Genomic DNA, 16,015 nt, shown 5'->3' on the forward strand with positions numbered 1-16,015 from the left:
TTTTAGAGCCGGTGCGGTAGCGCCATGCTCGGATGTGGCTTGCTCGGGCATCGGATCGCTGCAAGTTCCGAGCCAATGTGCCGGCGACGTAGCGCCGCACGAGCCACGCATTGGCAGTGCCAGAATTGACTGGCGTGCGGGTGAGAGAGCCTTGCTGGACGGGTAGTTCGGACGGGGCGTGGAACGCAGTGACGGCATCGCGCGACGCGTGTTACGTCCCACGTGTTACGTGTTCCAGTCACGTCGCACGTAACCTCGCCGTTACGCTCCGTGCTGCACAAATAGTTCAGACAAAAGGCGGCATCGGCATAATACGGAGTCCGACGTATCAGAGCGTGTGTTGGAAACGCGCGTTTAGATTTTCACTGGCGGCGTGTCGATATGCGTCACACGCATGAGTTGATTATTTTAATGAATTTGTAAGAGTGGGCAGACTAAGGTCGAATGTCGGGCTTTAAAAGAACGACGAAAGGAGAAACATGAAATCCATGCTTGCAACCCTGACGATAGCGCTGCTCGCCGTATCGTCCGGCAGCGCAATCGCGAAGGATTGGTCGACCGTGCGGTTCGGTGTCGACGCGAGCTATCCGCCGTTCGAATCGAAATCCGCCGACGGCAAGCTCGTCGGCTTCGACATCGACCTGGGCAACGAGATCTGCCGCCGCCTGAACGCACAATGCGTGTGGGTCGAAAACGCCTTTGACGGCATGATTCCCGCGCTGAAGGGGCGCAAGTTCGACGGCGTGCTATCGACGATGTCGATGACGCCAGCGCGTCAAGCACAGATCGCGTTCTCGTCGAAGGTATTCCGTATCCCGACACGCCTCGTCGCCAGGAAGGGCGCGACGATCGTGCCAACACCGGAAGCGCTGAAGGGCAAGCGAATCGGCGTCGAGCAGGGTTCGATCCAGGAAACGTATGCGAAGACTTACTGGGAGCCGGTCGGCGCGGTGATCGTGCCTTACCAGGATCAGGATCTCGTTTACTCGGACCTGATTGCTGGCCGCATCGACGCATCGCTACAGAACGCCGTGCAGGCTGACGTCGGATTCCTGCGGACGCCGCGAGGCAAGGACTTCGCGTTTGCCGGCAATGCGCTTTACGATGCCAAGACGCTGGGCAGCGGTACCGCGATCGGTTTGCGCAAGGAAGACACCGACCTGAAGGCGAAGATCGACCAGGCGATCGCCGACATGCGCGCGGACGGCACGTACGACAGGATTGCGAAAAAGTATTTCGACTTCGACGTCTACGGCCAGTGAAGGCGGCCCGTCCGACAGTCATGCTCAATGCAATCGGCGCTCGGTGTCCGTTATGCGTGCCATGCCGGACGATGAATATGTCCCGTTGAAGAGCCGTGGTGGGTCGCCTCTTGTGGCAACCGGGTCCTGCGCCTAATGTTTAGAAGCAGGCACCGGACAGGGGAAGAGAGCGTATGCGCTGCGCAAACTGCGGATTCGAGAATCCCGCTGGGGCCAGCTTCTGTGAAGCATGCGGCGTCATGCTGGCGCGTACATGTCTGCGCTGCGGGCACGAGGCGGGACCTTCCGCCAAATTCTGCAGCGAGTGCGGCGCGCCGCTGACCGATGGGCCCGCAGCGCTTTCTACGCGGCTGAGGTCTGTTTCAGAGCCGTCCCCGGCGCCCATCCATTACACGCCACACCACCTTGCCGAACGCATCCGCGCCGAGCAGGCGGCCATGGAAGCCCGGGGCGAGATCGCCGGCGAGCGCAAGACCGTCACGGCGTTGTTTGCCGACATGGCGGGGTCCACGGCGCTGGTTCACAACCTGGACCCGGAAGAGGCTCAGTGCCTGATCGAGCCTGTCGTCGCGCTGATGATGGAAGCTGTCCACTACTACGAAGGCTATGTCGCCAAATCGCTTGGCGACGGCATCCTGGCGCTGTTCGGCGCGCCCATCGCCCATGAGGACCATCCGCAGCGTGCGCTGTATGCGGCGCTGCGGATGCAGCATGCGATGCGCCGGCACGGCGACAGGATTCGTCTGGAAAAAGGCATCCCGCTGCAAATTCGCGTCGGCATCCATACCGGTGAGGTCGTCGTGCGTTCGATCCGCACGGACGACCTGCACACCGATTACGATCCGGTCGGACACACGATCCACATTGCGTCCCGGATGGAAGGGATCGCCGCTCCCTCGTCAATTCTGGTGAGCGAGTCCACGCACAAACTCGCCGTGGGCTATTTTGAATTCAAGGCGCTGGGGGCGGCGCAGGTCAAAGGGATCCCCGAGCCACTCGTCGTGTATGAGGTATTGGGTCCCGGGGCGTTGCGCACGCGCCTGCAATTGTCGGCACATCGCGGCCTTGCCAGGTTCGTGGGCCGTCAGACCGAACTGGACCATTTGCATGCGGCGCTGGAGCAGGCAAAAGAAGGACGCGGACAGGTCGTCGCTGTGGCAGGCGAGGCCGGAGTCGGGAAGTCGCGCCTCTTTCATGAGTTCAAGGAACGCTCCCGGCGCAGCTGTGTGTTACTGGAGACGTTCTCGGTTTCGCACGGCAAGGCCTTCGCCTATTTGCCGCTCATCGAGCTATTGAAGAACTATTTCCAGATCACCGCTCAGGACGACGAACGGCAGTGTCGGGAAAGAGTCATGGGCAAGGCGCTGACCCTCGAGCGAAGCTTCGAGGATCTGGTGCCCTACCTTCTCTATCTGCTTGGCATCGGTGAGCGCGGATCAGCGCTGGCGGAAATGGATCCGCAGATCCGGCGTGACCGGACCATTGACGCGATCATCCAGCTTCTGACGCGGGAGAGCCGCGACCAGCCGATCGAGTTGTTGTTCGAGGATCTGCAATGGCTGGACCGCGAGACCGAAGCATTCCTCTTGAGCCTCATCGACCGCGTGGCGAATTCACGGATACTGCTCCTTGTGAACTACCGGCCAGAGTATCAGCCTGTCTGGGAACGCGCGGGCCATTGCAGCCAACTGCGACTCGAACCGCTTGGCCCCGCGGAAGCCCAGGGATTGCTCTCGGCGCTGCTTGGGGACGATCCCACCCTCGCGCCGCTCAAACAGCTCATCCTGGAGAAGACGGAGGGCAACCCCTTTTTCATGGAGGAAGTTGTACAGACGCTGGTCGAAGAGAAATCGCTGCTCGGCGAACCCGGCCGTTTCCGGATCGAGCATACCCCGGCTGCGCTGCATATTCCGACCACCGTGCAAGGTGTGCTCGCCGCTCGCATCGACCGGCTCCCCGTCGCGGAGAAGGAGTTGCTGCAGGCACTTGCCGTCATCGGCAAGGAGTTTTCGTTCAGTCTGATCCAGCGCATCTACGACGGGCCGGGCGCCCCGACCGATGACGCGTTGCGGGATCGGTTGGCCCGGCTGGACGCCGCGGAATTCATTTACGAGCGTCCCGCGTTTCCGGAGGTCGAGTATTCGTTCAAGCACGCGCTGACCCAGGAAGTTGCCGGGCGCTCGCTGCTGACGGAGCGCCGTAGCGCCCTGCATGAGCGTGCGGCGCAGGCCATCGAAGCGCTGTTCTCCACCCGTATCGCAGATTACTGGAGCGAATTGGCGCATCACTACCGGCTGAGCGGCAATGTCCCAAAGGCCGTGGAATACCTGCACCGCACCGGGGAACAGGCGCTCCAGCATTCCGCCAATCTGGATGCGATGCGTCATCTCGGCGCGGCGTTGGAGTTGCTCGAGCATTTGCCTGACACGTCTGAACGCGCTCAGCAGGAACTGACGCTGCTGCTCTCGCTCGGGCCCGCCTTGATGGCCGTCCGCGGCTATGGCGCGCCGGAGGTCGTGGCGGCGTATACGCGCGCGCTGGCGTTGTGCGAACGGATTGGCGAGACATCGAAGATCTTCTCAGTGCAACTGGGACTGAAGACTTATTACCAGCTGCGCGCGGAATACCGTACCGTGAATGAGCTGGGAGAGCGGCTGCTGCGGATGGCGCGGCAGATCGGGAAACCGGCTTTATTCGTGGAGGCGCATCTTGCGCTCGCGGCAAGCCTGTTCTTCGAGGGCGATCTCGACGCTGCCCGTGTCCACCAGGAACAAGCTCTGGTTTTCTATCTCCAGGAAAGCCATGAGGAGGAGATCTACGACCACGTGATCGATCCAGGCGTGCGTGCCCTGAACTTTCTGGCCTGGACCTTGTGGCTTCAGGGATGCCCCGATCAATCGACCAAGCGGAGCCAGGAGGGGCTTGCACTGGCCCGGAAATATACCGGCGGCTCAAGCCTGGCACTGACCTTGACCTACACGGCGCAACTGCACCAGTTTCGGCGCGATGCGACGCTGACTCGCAAGTACGCCGAGGCCGTCATGTCGCTCGCGGCTGAGCAGGGTATGCCGTTCTGGCTCGCGTGGGGAGCGATTCTGCGCGGCTGGGCGTTGAATGAGCAGGGAAGCATCCAGGAGGGGATTGCGCAAATACGCGAGGGTCTGGCCGGCTACCGGGCGACCGGGTCCGAAATGGGGTGCTCGTACTTTTTGGTGCTCCTCGCCGACAGCTACCGGCATGCGGGAGAGATCGACGCGGGTCTGGGCGTGATCGACGAGGCGATGGCCATGGTGAGTCGTTCAGGCGAGCACTGCTACGAGGCGGAGTTATATCGGATCAAGGGGTTGCTGCTTGGCGCGTCGAGCGACCGCATTGGCGACGCCGCCCGTGCGGAAGAAGCCGAGGCCTGCTTTCATCAGGCGATCGCAGTGGCCCGCCGACAGGGCGCCAGGTCGTTCGAATTGCGGACCGTTTCGAGCCTCGCCCGTCTGTGGCAATGCCAGGGGAAAACGGCAGACGCACGGCAGGCGTTGTCCGAGGTGTACGGCAGCTTTGCGGAAGGCTTCGACACTGCCGACATGCGAGAGGCGAAAGCGTTGCTCGATGGGTTGGCATCACGCGAGGGGTGAACGATTGATGACACATGGTGCCGAACGGCGCATTGACGCATTGACGCACCGGCGTGTGACGGGCCGACGCGCTGCGCCGGGCGCGTGATGCCGATCCGCACTGACCGAGGAGACGGGAAATGACGACAAAGAATCCGAGACGTCGCGGCGATGACGAGCACAAGGCGATCGCGCTGGCTTTGCAGGGGGGCGGGATGCATGGCGCGTTCACGTGGGGCGTGCTCGACCGGTTGCTCGAGGACGGCAGGCTTGCGATTGAAGGAGTGAGCGCGACCAGCGCCGGCTCGATGAATGCCGCAGTGCTCGCATACGGGCTGCTGAAAGGGGGCGAGGACGGTGCGCGGCAGGCGCTACACGACTTCTGGTACGCCGTGGCGCAATCCGCCGAGCGTTACAACCCGTTGCGCTGGATGCCGTGGCTGAAAGGGACGCACAGCTTCGGGTTCGATCATTCGCCGTTATATGCATTTGCCGACATGGCGCTGCGCATCTTCTCGCCCTACCAGTTCAATCCGAACAATCTGAATCCGCTGCGCGAGGTGCTCGACAATCAGGTCGACTTCACCGCGTTGCGAAAACAATGTCCCATCCATCTGTATCTGTGCGCGACCAACGTCGAGACGGGAAAAATACGCCTCTTCACGGGCGAGGATATCTGCGCGGACGCCGTACTTGCATCTGCGTGCGTGCCGACGCTGTTCCAGGCGATCACCATCGACGGAGAACACTACTGGGACGGCGGCTACATGGGAAACCCGGCCATCTACCCGTTGATTTACCACTGCAATACGCGCGACGTCGTGATCGTCCACATCAACCCGCTGGTTCGCCGGGGCGTGCCGATTACGGCTGCCGACATCCTCAATCGCGTCAGCGAAATCAGCTTCAACTCGTCGCTGATGCGTGAGATGCGCGCGATCGCCTTCGTCACCGATCTGATTCAGCAAGGCAAAGTCGATGGTGGCCAGATGAAGGAAATGCTGATCCATTCCATTCGATCCGACGAGGCGATGTGCGCGCTCAGCGTGTCCAGCAAGTACAACGCCGATTGGGACTTCCTTTGCGGACTGCGCGATAACGGGCGGCGCGAGGCCGACGCGTGGCTCACGCATCACTACGGAGACATCGGGCAACGCTCGAGTATCGACATTCGCGAGGAGTTTCTTTGAGCATCGCGACTGGATCGGCGCAAAGCAACGAGGTCATGATGGGTACGGCGTCGAACGGTCATGCATTCGTGCAGGATGGAAAGGGGCGGGAATGAGCCAGACGCAGGCGCGCTTCATCGCATTGTGGTCACGCAGCGGCGGCTTGCGCGCCGAGGCCGTCTATGCCGACCTGGCGCAGCTTTATGCCGAACCGGCGCGTCATTACCACACGCTGCGTCATATCCGCCGCTGCTTGCACGATCTCGACCATGCGCGGAGCGCGATTCCTCATCCCGATGTTGTGGAACTTGCGCTGTGGTGCCACGACGTGGTCTACGTTCCCGGCGCACGGGACAACGAGCAACGCAGCGCGGACTGGTTCCGGCAATGGGCAGATGACCGTATCGCTGCGGGCGGACGCATCTGCGCAATGATCCTGGCGACGAGGCATACGCGTGTGCCGGCGGGATTGGACGATCGCTTTGCCTGCGATATCGACCTCGCGGTGCTGGGCGCTCGACGCAGCCGTTTTCGTGAGGATGGGGGGCGCCTGAGGGCGGAACGTCCCGACCTTGACGACCGCGCCTACGACATGCACGAACGGACGATTCTGGGCAATCTGCTGGCACATCCGCGTATCTATCACACCGATTTTTTCCATACCCGTTGCGAAACGCGCGCACGGGGCAATCTGACGTGGCGGCTCGGCCTGCCTGCGCCGCGATGACCATGAGAGAGTTCCGCGAGCATGTCGTTGCGTATCACGATGACTTTCACGGGCAAGTGGTTCTTGACCGCTGTCGAGAGCTCGGACATCAGCATCGCAAATCCGCCGTCACCGACGATCGCGACGACCTGACGCCCAGGATTGGCCAGCTGCGCCGCGATCGCGTACGGCAGCCCAGGTGCCATGGTGGCGAGCATGCAAGTGGCGACCAGTTGCTGTCCGCGACGCAGAGTCAGGAAGCGCGCCGCGAAATGCGTGTTGGCTCCGCAGTCCTGACAGGCCAGAACCCGACATTCGAACGATGACCTCAGATCGTTGACAATGCGCCGTTTGAACTGCTGTAATTCGTCCCGAGCGGTGCGGTCAGCCTTTCCTTCTGGGGAGTCGCTGTGCGAGAAACAACACTTAAATTCAAACGCGGGATATTCACTGCGATCTTTACTTTTTTCTCAGTGTTTTGCGCCCATCCTCTCACGGTCCGTTACCCGGCACTCAGCATCGCGGCTTTTATTGGCGGAGCTTCTGCATTCATCGGCATGCTGTTAGCCAACTTCGTTTTTCGAGAATGACAGCGCGTTTTCGCACAAAGTGTGTGACAGAAGCAACGCATGGCACATAGGCGCAATAGCCGCGGTGCAAACTTCCGGGTTCGCCCAGTTGCTGTCGTTCAGGTCAGAGCTGTACTGCAAAAAACAAAGGCAGCTAGATTAAACAGCAACACCGCGCGCTACAAAGGTATTCGTTGTCACGCTTCCGGAGGCCCGATGACAGCACGCTTCTATTTGTCGCCCAAGAACCTGCCGGAGCTATCTGAAATTCCTCAAGCGTTGCGATACGGCATATGGAGCATCGCAGCCCAGAGAGCTCACCGGCACTGGCAAGTCTGGGGGTCCTATATCGTGCTTATGGCCGGCCTTTGTCTTTTGCCGCGTTGGGATGTTCACTTGGGTCGACTTGTATTTAACGCTGCCTTTGCGATATACCTGTGTATTGGCGTTATCGCATGTCAAGTAGTTAAGATTCATTTTGCAAGGCGGTATATCAAATGAGGAAGAGCATGTCTCGCCACCAGGCGGGAAACACCGCGAGGCCTGTTAGCGGCACGTCCCTGAAAGGCCGGTTCGCGGCTACATGATTGTCGCAAATGGGTCGATTTATGCCTTTCGCATATTTGCAACGATCAGCAATCGATTAAGGTCTCCGTCGGGCCGGGTCCGGCGAGTTTCAGCCATTCGACACCGCTGCCTGAATCGTCGACGATGCGTCACCTATGTCATGTAGCTATAAGTGACGACATCAAGGGTGCGAAATGCAGGGCGGATTGAGGGCAACTGATATGGGTCGAGGAACCAGGGTTCTCCTTGTGGCGGCGGTAGTCGTGTTCCTTTTTTTGATCGGGCTTGGAGTACGCTTCTTCCGTTGGCAGGGCATGAACTACGCGTTCGCTCCAAAATCGGTCTCTACGATTATTCACTCGACATGGGTGCCTGGATTGGGGAGAAAAAAGACCATGACAGATTCGATACTATGCTCTGGACTTGAAACCCCGAAACAATCCGGTCCATATTTATGGATGTTATGGTTTAATGTGGTTCATTGATTTTTTTAAAATAACGGCTCATTTAAATTAATCTCAATAAGAGGCGTCAGAATAATGAAAAATATTCTCGGAATTAATTTAATCGAACTAAAAAATGCTCCTGTTTTTGCAAAAATTGCAATCTTGATTTACTGGGTTGCCTCCTTGCAGTATCTCTACGTTACGATAGGCGGAATTTTTCCAGATAAAATTATAAGAGAACCAATTTCCACGTCTACCATTCCAGTCGTCGTAATAATCTGGATTGAGGCAATCTTATTTGCGTTTGGTGCTCTAAAATTATTTTTGGCTTTTAAATTATCAACACGCAAAAATTGGGCAAGAATTGCGGTGTTGATTTTGTCGACTCTGCTGGCGGTATTTCTTGTGCAAGGGGTAATAAACACGGTAATTATTGGCCCACTCCATTTTTTCACTCTATTAAAAGGTACCTATGGGCTTTTTGCCGAAGTAGCGGCTGCTTTTCTGTTGTTGCTACCCAAAAGCAGGGGCTGGTTCGCACCAAAGAGAGCGAGTGCTTGATGGTATGTAAAAGTTATATTAATTATCAATTAATAGATTGCGCGGCCTGCAAGTTGGAGAACCAGTCGGTTTATCAAATGTTGCCTGAATAACATATGGAGTGCATATCAAAGATGCCGGCTACCCACCAGGAAAACCGGCCTGTCTGCGTTAGAACGGTTTGGTCGGCAGGTACTTTCCGTCCAGGGTGATGACGGCACGCGAGCCGCCTTCGGGGTCCTCGACCTTCTTGATGTCGAGCTTGAAGTTAATCGCACTGATGATGCCGTCGCCGAATTTCTCGTGCACCAGGGCCTTCAGCGTCGAGCCATAGATCTGCACCATTTCATAGAACCGGTAGATCGTCGGGTCGGTTGGCACGCCCCCCGGAATGCTGCCGCGCAGAGGAATGGTCTGCAGCAGGCGCACAGCGTCTTCGTCGAGATCGAGTTTCTCGGCCACGACCTTGGCAGCATCCACCGGCAAGGCGTGCTGGCCGAGCAGCGCGGCAGTGACGAACGCCAGACTCAGGCCCGTACCCTCAGTGAGTTGCTCGAATGTCAGGTCCTTACGAACCTTGGCGTCCATAACGGCGTCTGCAAGATTCATGCGGTTAGTTTGGCTGTATTGAGACTGAGTCATGATATGTCCTCGAGTTGATAAACGTTCAGGCAGCGGGTGCAAGCCGCGCCGGGGTTGCATAGACTTGCGGGTGCTTTGCAAGGGGTACGAATCGATTGGTCGTGCCGTCAAGCGTATCGATTGAGCCGGTTTCGATATCGTAGACCCAACCGTGCAGACTTAAGCGTCCCTGGTCCAGTGCGAGCCTGACGGATGGATGAGTTTTGATGTTCGCAAGCTGGGCGATCACGTTTTCGCGGACCATCGAGTCGACACGGTCGCGTTCGCTCTTGTGCTCGCGCGCCTCGTTGACGACTTTCGCGGAATCCGCGTAACGCAGCCAGCTCCCCACGGCGGGCATGTGGTCCATGCATTTGCAGGTGGCAATTGCAGTCATCGCGCCGCAGTCAGAGTGGCCACAGATCACGACGTCAGTGACGCCGAGTGCCGCGACCGCGTACTCGACCGTGGCCGATACACCGCCTGGCTCCGGGCCGTACGACGGCACGATGTTGCCGGCGTTGCGAATCACGAAAAGATCACCCGGCTCCCGCTGGGTGACGAGTTCGGGGACAAGCCGGCTGTCCGAACAGGAAATGAACAAGGTGCGGGGAGTTTGGCTCGTCGCCAGTTGCTTGAACAGCTTTGAGCGTTCCGGGAATGCATCCCGATGGAACTTCAGAAAACCATCAATGACTTCTTGCACGACTTCCTCCTGGCTGTTGATCGGGAACCGATGGAAGAAGAGTGCGCCGACGCAGCTATAGCGTCCAAGACTGATGTCCTATACTTTCTATAGTAAACGCCAATAGTTTGATGTCGTGCCGCCGTGACGAACGATTTGCCGGGGTCTGCGTGTTGCAGGTCGCGCGTTTACGGCAGCGCGGAGTGCGCAACCATGGATTCGATCAACCCGGTAAAAGCAAGTGAAGCGGCGCTTCGGTAGCCATCCTGACGGCGCAGCAGTGCCACAGTGCGATGCGGTAACGCGGGACGTAGTTCCAGCCGTTGCAGTGCGGCGTTTTCAAGTGTGATCGCTTCGGGAAGAATCGTGACAACGTTGCCGCGGCGTACGACTTCGACGATGGCGCTGATCGTGTTCGCTTCGATTGAAATGCGCGGAGCAATCCGCTGCTTCCTGAAGTACTCGCTGACATGAGCCCGTGTTGCAAAGTCGGTAGTCAATAGTGCTAGCGACTGCGCTTGTAGTTCCTTGGGTGTCAGGGGTTCCTGGCGCGACGCAAAAGGATGGCTATTGCCGATCACCACGCTCAGTTTCTCGACAAAGAGAGACTGGCACTCGACCTCGGCGGACCGCACGTTGCTAAAAGCGATAGCGAGGTCGATTGCGTCGTCGGCCAGTGCGGATTCGATCGCATCCTGGGTCATTTCGTGGATGCGTAGATCGATGCCGGGGTGCAGCGTATGGAAACGTTCGATCAGCGGGCCGGCGAGGTACATCGTGAAGGTCGGCGTCATCGCCAGTCGTAGCGACCCGCGCAACAGGTCCTGCACGTCGTGAGTCGCCCGCTGTCCTGCCTCAAGTTCTCTCAATGCTCTTCGGGCATACCGGATATACGCCTCGCCGGCGTCAGTCGGGCGCACTGATCGGCCCGACCGGTCGAGCAACGGCACCCCAAGCGACTCCTCAAACTGTCTGATCTGCTGCGACAGCGTGGGCTGCGAAACGTGGAGTGCCTCGGCCGCGCGCGTGAAGTTGCCATGGTCGGCGACCGCTAGCAGATAGCGGATGTGTCGTAGCAGCATAGGCGGTAACTATAGGCGGTCGTTATGGACTTGATTTTAGACCGGTATTACACGCTATAGAAAAACGGGCTCATCCTTCCGTCACCGCTGTTGTGCGTGGGGCCGTATTGCTGAGTAGTGTCCTTCCCATCGAACGACGCTAGGCAAGGAGTGTTTTAACCAACGCGTTTGTCGAGGGTACGCCGAACTTCTTCAACAGCTTTCCCCGAAAGACTTCAACAGTACGAGGACTGATACCCAACGCTATGCCGATTTCCTTGGCGGTCTGCTGGAAAACACAGCGCGTCTTTTAAAGGTCGCTCGCGCGCACAACGTACCTATCGCGACATGTTTCACCGCTTACAAAACCGAGCGTGACATGCCGCACTGGAAAGTTGCCGCGGTTCGGGATCAATTCAGACTGGATCATCCAAGCTCGACACTGGACCCCCGGATATACGATAAGGATTACGACGTAGTGGTGTGCAAATTCGGACCGTCGATATTCTTCCAGACACCGGTCGTTCCGTATTTCATCAAAGAGGGCGTGGAGACGGTCATCATCACGGGCTGCAATACGAGCGGATGTATTCGCGCATCGACGATTGACAGTTTCCAGTGGGGCTTCCGTACGATCGTTCCGGAAGACTGCGTAGGCGACATCGAGGAAGGCCCGCATCGCGACAATCTGCGCGACGTCGGTCGACGCTACGCAGACGTGTTGAGCGCAGACGATGTGATTGCCTATATCAAACAGTCGACGAAGTAACCTCCGGCAAAACAATGGCCGATATCGGCCTGTGTACGGAACTGTGTGCCGGAGGTTGCGGTTACCCGCAGCTTCCGGCGCGCGCGCTCAATTTCCCGTGGAGAATTCCATGAATCATGCCCACACCGTTGACGGTACCCTCGAACCGGATGAGATCGAGCACAGCATGAAGAGAATTGCCGTCGCGAGCGTCATTGGCACGACGGTCGAATGGTACGACCTGTTCGTGTTCGCGACCGCCTCGGCGCTCGTGTTCAATAAGGTGTTCTTTCCGGGCTTTGTGCCGTTGATCGGTACCTTGCTCGCATTCGGCACGTTTGCGTCCGCGTATCTGGCACGTATGGTCGGCGCGGTGCTGTTCGGTCATTTCGGCGACCGGCTGGGGCGCAAGTCGATGTTGCTGGTGTCACTGGTGATCATGGGTATTGCCACGTTTTGCATTGGGCTTTTGCCGGACTATGCGTCGATCGGTATCTGGGCGCCGCTATTGCTGCTCACGCTACGCATCGTGCAAGGTCTCGCGCTGGGAGGGGAATGGGGCGGGGCGGTGTTGATGGCAGTCGAGCACGCACCCGCGAACAAGCGTGGCCTTTACGGTTCCTGGGTGCAAATTGGGGTGCCGGCGGGCACGTTGATCGCCAACCTGGTTTTTCTGCTGAGCAACGCGGTGCTACCCAATGGCGCGCTGCTTGCTTGGGGCTGGCGCATCCCTTTCCTCGTCAGTGTGCTGCTGGTCGCCGTCGGTCTGTATGTTCGACTGAATACGTCGGAAACGCCGTCGTTCCGCAAGGTCCGGGACGCCAACGCCCAAGTCAAGGTGCCGTTGGCCGAACTGTTGGGCAAGCACTGGACACAGGTGCTGCTCGGGGGCATCGCGACGATGTCGACGGGTACGTCGTTCAACCTGATCGTTGCGTTTGGACTGACCTACGGAACGCAAACACTCGGTTTTTCGCGCAACGCGATGTTAACTATCGCGCTGATCTCCTGTGCGCTTTGCATCGTGATGCTGCCCGCCTTTGGGCGGCTATCCGATCTGGTCGGACGCAAGCCTGTGATCGTCGGCGGCATCATCGCCGAAGCGCTGCTGGCGTTCCCGCTCTTCTGGCTGCTCGACACCCGCGAGTTTGGTTTCGCGTTGCTGGGGTATCTGCTGATGATGACGGCATTCGCCGCCAACTATGGGCCGATCGCTACCTTTCTAGCGGAACTGTTCGGGACTCAGGTTCGGTACTCCGGCCTTTCGGTCAGCTACATGCTGTCCGGACTGCTGGGCAGCGCGGCGACGCCGATCGTCACGACGGCGCTGCTGTCGGCCACCGGCCAGGGCTCGTCGGTTGCCTGGTTTATGGCGGGGTCGGCGGCCATTTCGACTGCCGCGCTGTTGCTGCTGACGGAAACGCTCCGAAGGGATCGGGGGAAAACTGAGGATTCATGCACTCGTATTCTGCGTCGCGGGCGCATTACTGGGCAGCGGCGCGGCATCGGCGGATGAGGTCAAGGTGATGATTTCGGGCGGGTTTGCGTCGGCCTATCGCGAACTGGGCCCACAATTCGAGGAGGCGTCCGGCGATACGCTGGTCACTGTCTGGGGGCCCGCGGTGGGCACGGCCGCGAATGCCATCCCGGTGCGACTTGCGCGCGGCGAGTGGGCCGACGTGCTGATCGTGGTCGGCTATGCGCTCGACGATCAGATCAACGCTGGCAAGGTCGTGTCTGGCAGCAAGGTGGACTTCGCACGCTCGGCAATCGGCATGGCGGTTCGCGAGGGGGCGCCGAAGCCGGATATTGGCTCGGTCGACGCGTTGCGGCGCACGCTGCTCGCAGCGAAGTCGATCGTCTATCCGGACAGCGCGAGTGGAGTCTATATCGGCAGCGAACTGTTCCGGCGTCTCGGTATCGAGGGGCGGGTGCAGAGCAAAAGCCGCATGATCCCGGCCGAGCAGGTCGCCAATGTCGTCGCGAACGGCGAAGCGGAGATCGGATTTCAGCAGGTCGTCGAACTGTTGCCGGTGAAGGGGGTGACGGTGGTCGGCAGTTTGCCCGCGGAGGTACAAAGGTACACGGTGTTCTCCGGGGGCATCGCCACCAATGCGAAAAATCCAGCCGGCGCGGAGACGCTGATCCGGTTTCTCTCATCGCCGGACGCGGCCCCCGCGATTGCAAGGACCGGGCTCGAACCGCTAACGCCGAAAGCTGCGAACTGACGTACGGCACTACCCCTTGTTGAACAGGCCCACGACACGGGATATAGATTTCGCTGCCAGAACGAGTAGAGCGCCGGCCAGACTGTAGTCGACGTTGTGCAGCAAGTCGATCAAATAGAACATGGATAGCGCGATGAGCGGGTGGTACATCGCACGGCTTAGCAGGTGTTTCATCGGCATCTCACGCTGTTTCGTTTGCCCGAACCGGTAAGTCGCTGTGCGTGAACTGATCTGCGCGAGTTTTGAGGTGCGCCAGGCTTCCGGAATCTGCGGAAGGGTTGGCTGCAAAGTACAGATGACGCTGATCTGTCACGTCCCGTCCTGTGACGAACTTTGCATTTCGAAAGCAGTTGCCGTCCTGCCCGTGCGTCGACGTTTTGTGCCCGATCGTCCAAGGCTTGCCGATGATTCGCCTAGCCATTGCCGTGCGTCCAGAAAGATTGCCCGATCCTCCTGCAGAAGCGCGTTGTCACGCCGCGAGTCCAAATCGCGACCATCCACGCGCATCGCGCGGCGCCCCGCTGACCGTAGTGAGATGATCAGTAAGGTATTTGTCATCAACCGCCTCGGCGGGTATAACATCTACCTCTCGGCCATGCTGGAAAATGACTGGCATGCCGGTTCCTTGCCCGGGAAATCGTATTTCAGGCGAGCCATTCATGGATGCAGTCTCTGACGTGTTACGCACTGTGCGCCTGAGCGGCGCGGTCTATCTGAATGGGACCTTCACGGAACCGTGGTGCGTGATAGGCCGCACGGATGCTGCGCTATGTGGGGCCTATCTGCCGAGATCCGAGCGTGTAGTCTCCTATCATCTGATCATAGAAGGCAGTTGCTGGGCTCAACTGGCAGACGACCGCAATTCGGCTATTCATCTCAATGCAGGCGAACTGCTGGTGGTGCCACAAGGTGAAACTCACCTTATGGGCAGCGCGTTGCACCTTTCGCCATTGCCAACGGAGCAGCTATTAGCCGGGCCGATGACGGCAACACCTGGTGAGGTGATGACGCTGTCCTATGGAGGCGGTGGAGCTACGACACGCATCGTATGTGGCTTCCTCGCGTCTGACGATACGCTGAGCAACCCACTGCTCGCATCGCTGCCGCGACTCTTCAAGATTGATATGCGCCGCGATCCGCGTGCAGCATGGCTTGAGTCCTCTCTCAAATTAGCTGCCGCCGAAGCGGCGGATTCGCGTGCGGGCGGGACGATCGTGCTCGCCAGATTGTCCGAGCTCCTGTTTGTCGAAGCAGTTCGTAGCTGTATTGAAGCGCTACCTGCAGACCAGACAGGATGGCTGGCCGGGGTGCGCGATCGCTATGTAGGACGTGCGCTTTCGTTGCTCCATGCTCAATCAGTTCACCCTTGGACCGTTGATGAGCTTGCGCGCAAGGTGGGGTTATCGCGCTCCGCGTTGGCGCAGCGCTTCACCGATCTTCTTGGACAGCCGCCGATGCAGTACCTGGCGCGTTGGCGCATGCAGATCGCGGCGCAGCAACTTCTGCTCGGCAGTAAGTCGCTCGCCGTCGTAGCGGAGCAGATTGGTTATGAGTCGGAGGCGGCGTTCAGTCGGGCATTCAAGCGGGAATTCGGAATGCCGCCCGCAGGCTGGCGCAAGAGCAAAGAAAAAATGAACGGCACGACCGGATCTGCGGGGGCTGCGCTCGGCGCGAGTGGTATCACGCCACCTCGGATTAGTGACACCGACTGTTAAGCCCAACCGCGCCTCAATAACACCGGCAAGCACCCGATCCGTTCGGTCGCTGCTTGCGCCTACGAGCCATATCGCTAGCAGTGCCCACTG

Annotated in this window: 14 protein-coding genes and 1 pseudogene; 9 read left to right on the forward strand and 6 right to left on the reverse strand. The window is 59.0% G+C overall.

What is annotated here, in order from left to right; genetic code table 11:
- Positions 1-479: 479 nt before the first annotated feature.
- The 4 genes from HHL24_RS01120 (at position 480) to HHL24_RS01135 (ending at position 6,766) form a co-directional block, all read left to right on the forward strand.
- The gene (locus HHL24_RS01120) at positions 480-1,262 is read left to right on the forward strand and encodes an ABC transporter substrate-binding protein (RefSeq protein WP_169483531.1); all 783 of its coding nucleotides are present in this window, start codon (positions 480-482) and stop codon (positions 1,260-1,262) included.
- Between the two features lie 173 nt (positions 1,263-1,435).
- Positions 1,436-4,891, forward strand: coding sequence for an adenylate/guanylate cyclase domain-containing protein (locus HHL24_RS01125; protein WP_169483532.1), 3,456 nt, complete (start codon positions 1,436-1,438; stop codon positions 4,889-4,891).
- 119 nt (positions 4,892-5,010) lie between these two features.
- On the forward strand, positions 5,011-6,060 hold the full coding sequence (locus HHL24_RS01130) for a patatin-like phospholipase family protein (protein ID WP_169483533.1): 1,050 nt from the start codon (positions 5,011-5,013) through the stop codon (positions 6,058-6,060).
- A 91-nt stretch (positions 6,061-6,151) separates the two neighbouring features.
- Positions 6,152-6,766 (forward strand): HD domain-containing protein, encoded by a 615-nt coding sequence (locus tag HHL24_RS01135; RefSeq protein ID WP_169483534.1) that lies wholly within the window; start codon positions 6,152-6,154, stop codon positions 6,764-6,766.
- On the opposite strand, the gene HHL24_RS44955 is transcribed toward HHL24_RS01135, so the two are convergent.
- Positions 6,682-7,089: a thiamine pyrophosphate-dependent enzyme gene (locus HHL24_RS44955; RefSeq protein ID WP_169483590.1), complete on the reverse strand. Its 408-nt coding sequence runs from the start codon at positions 7,087-7,089 to the stop codon at positions 6,682-6,684. The genes HHL24_RS01135 and HHL24_RS44955 overlap by 85 nt on opposite strands.
- A gap of 1,331 nt (positions 7,090-8,420) precedes the next feature.
- Between HHL24_RS44955 and HHL24_RS01145 the strand changes: the two genes are divergently transcribed.
- Positions 8,421-8,888, forward strand: coding sequence for a hypothetical protein (locus HHL24_RS01145; protein ID WP_169483535.1), 468 nt, complete (start codon positions 8,421-8,423; stop codon positions 8,886-8,888).
- A 150-nt stretch (positions 8,889-9,038) separates the two neighbouring features.
- Here the strand turns inward: HHL24_RS01145 and cynS are convergent, their stop codons facing one another.
- The 4 genes and pseudogenes from cynS to HHL24_RS44520 form a co-directional block, all read right to left on the reverse strand.
- Entirely contained in the window at positions 9,039-9,509 is a 471-nt protein-coding gene (gene cynS, locus HHL24_RS01150; protein ID WP_169483536.1) for a cyanase, read from the reverse strand.
- A 25-nt stretch (positions 9,510-9,534) separates the two neighbouring features.
- Complete coding sequence (locus HHL24_RS01155) at positions 9,535-10,194, reverse strand: carbonic anhydrase (RefSeq protein WP_169483537.1); 660 nt, start codon at positions 10,192-10,194, stop codon at positions 9,535-9,537.
- A gap of 167 nt (positions 10,195-10,361) precedes the next feature.
- On the reverse strand, positions 10,362-11,255 hold the full coding sequence (gene cynR, locus HHL24_RS01160; protein ID WP_169483538.1) for a transcriptional regulator CynR: 894 nt from the start codon (positions 11,253-11,255) through the stop codon (positions 10,362-10,364).
- A 139-nt stretch (positions 11,256-11,394) separates the two neighbouring features.
- A pseudogene (locus HHL24_RS44520) lies at positions 11,395-11,511 on the reverse strand (LuxR C-terminal-related transcriptional regulator); the annotation flags it as partial.
- 12 nt (positions 11,512-11,523) lie between these two features.
- Here HHL24_RS44520 and HHL24_RS01170 point away from each other — a divergent pair.
- The 3 genes from HHL24_RS01170 to HHL24_RS01180 all read left to right on the forward strand — a co-directional run bounded on the left by HHL24_RS01170 (position 11,524) and on the right by HHL24_RS01180 (position 14,210).
- Positions 11,524-12,003: an isochorismatase family protein gene (locus HHL24_RS01170; RefSeq protein WP_230417294.1), complete on the forward strand. Its 480-nt coding sequence runs from the start codon at positions 11,524-11,526 to the stop codon at positions 12,001-12,003.
- Positions 12,004-12,112: 109 nt separating this feature from the next.
- Positions 12,113-13,498: an MFS transporter gene (locus tag HHL24_RS01175; protein ID WP_169483539.1), complete on the forward strand. Its 1,386-nt coding sequence runs from the start codon at positions 12,113-12,115 to the stop codon at positions 13,496-13,498.
- A 10-nt stretch (positions 13,499-13,508) separates the two neighbouring features.
- The gene (locus HHL24_RS01180) at positions 13,509-14,210 is read left to right on the forward strand and encodes a substrate-binding domain-containing protein (RefSeq protein ID WP_230417295.1); all 702 of its coding nucleotides are present in this window, start codon (positions 13,509-13,511) and stop codon (positions 14,208-14,210) included.
- Between the two features lie 9 nt (positions 14,211-14,219).
- Here the strand turns inward: HHL24_RS01180 and HHL24_RS01185 are convergent, their stop codons facing one another.
- The gene (locus HHL24_RS01185) at positions 14,220-14,384 is read right to left on the reverse strand and encodes a hypothetical protein (RefSeq protein ID WP_169483343.1); all 165 of its coding nucleotides are present in this window, start codon (positions 14,382-14,384) and stop codon (positions 14,220-14,222) included.
- Positions 14,385-14,869: 485 nt separating this feature from the next.
- Between HHL24_RS01185 and HHL24_RS01190 the strand changes: the two genes are divergently transcribed.
- Entirely contained in the window at positions 14,870-15,925 is a 1,056-nt protein-coding gene (locus tag HHL24_RS01190) for an AraC family transcriptional regulator (RefSeq protein ID WP_169483540.1), read from the forward strand.
- Positions 15,926-16,015 lie beyond the last annotated feature (90 nt).

The organism is Paraburkholderia polaris (assembly GCF_012927345.1).
GTDB classification, from domain to species: domain Bacteria; phylum Pseudomonadota; class Gammaproteobacteria; order Burkholderiales; family Burkholderiaceae; genus Paraburkholderia; species Paraburkholderia polaris.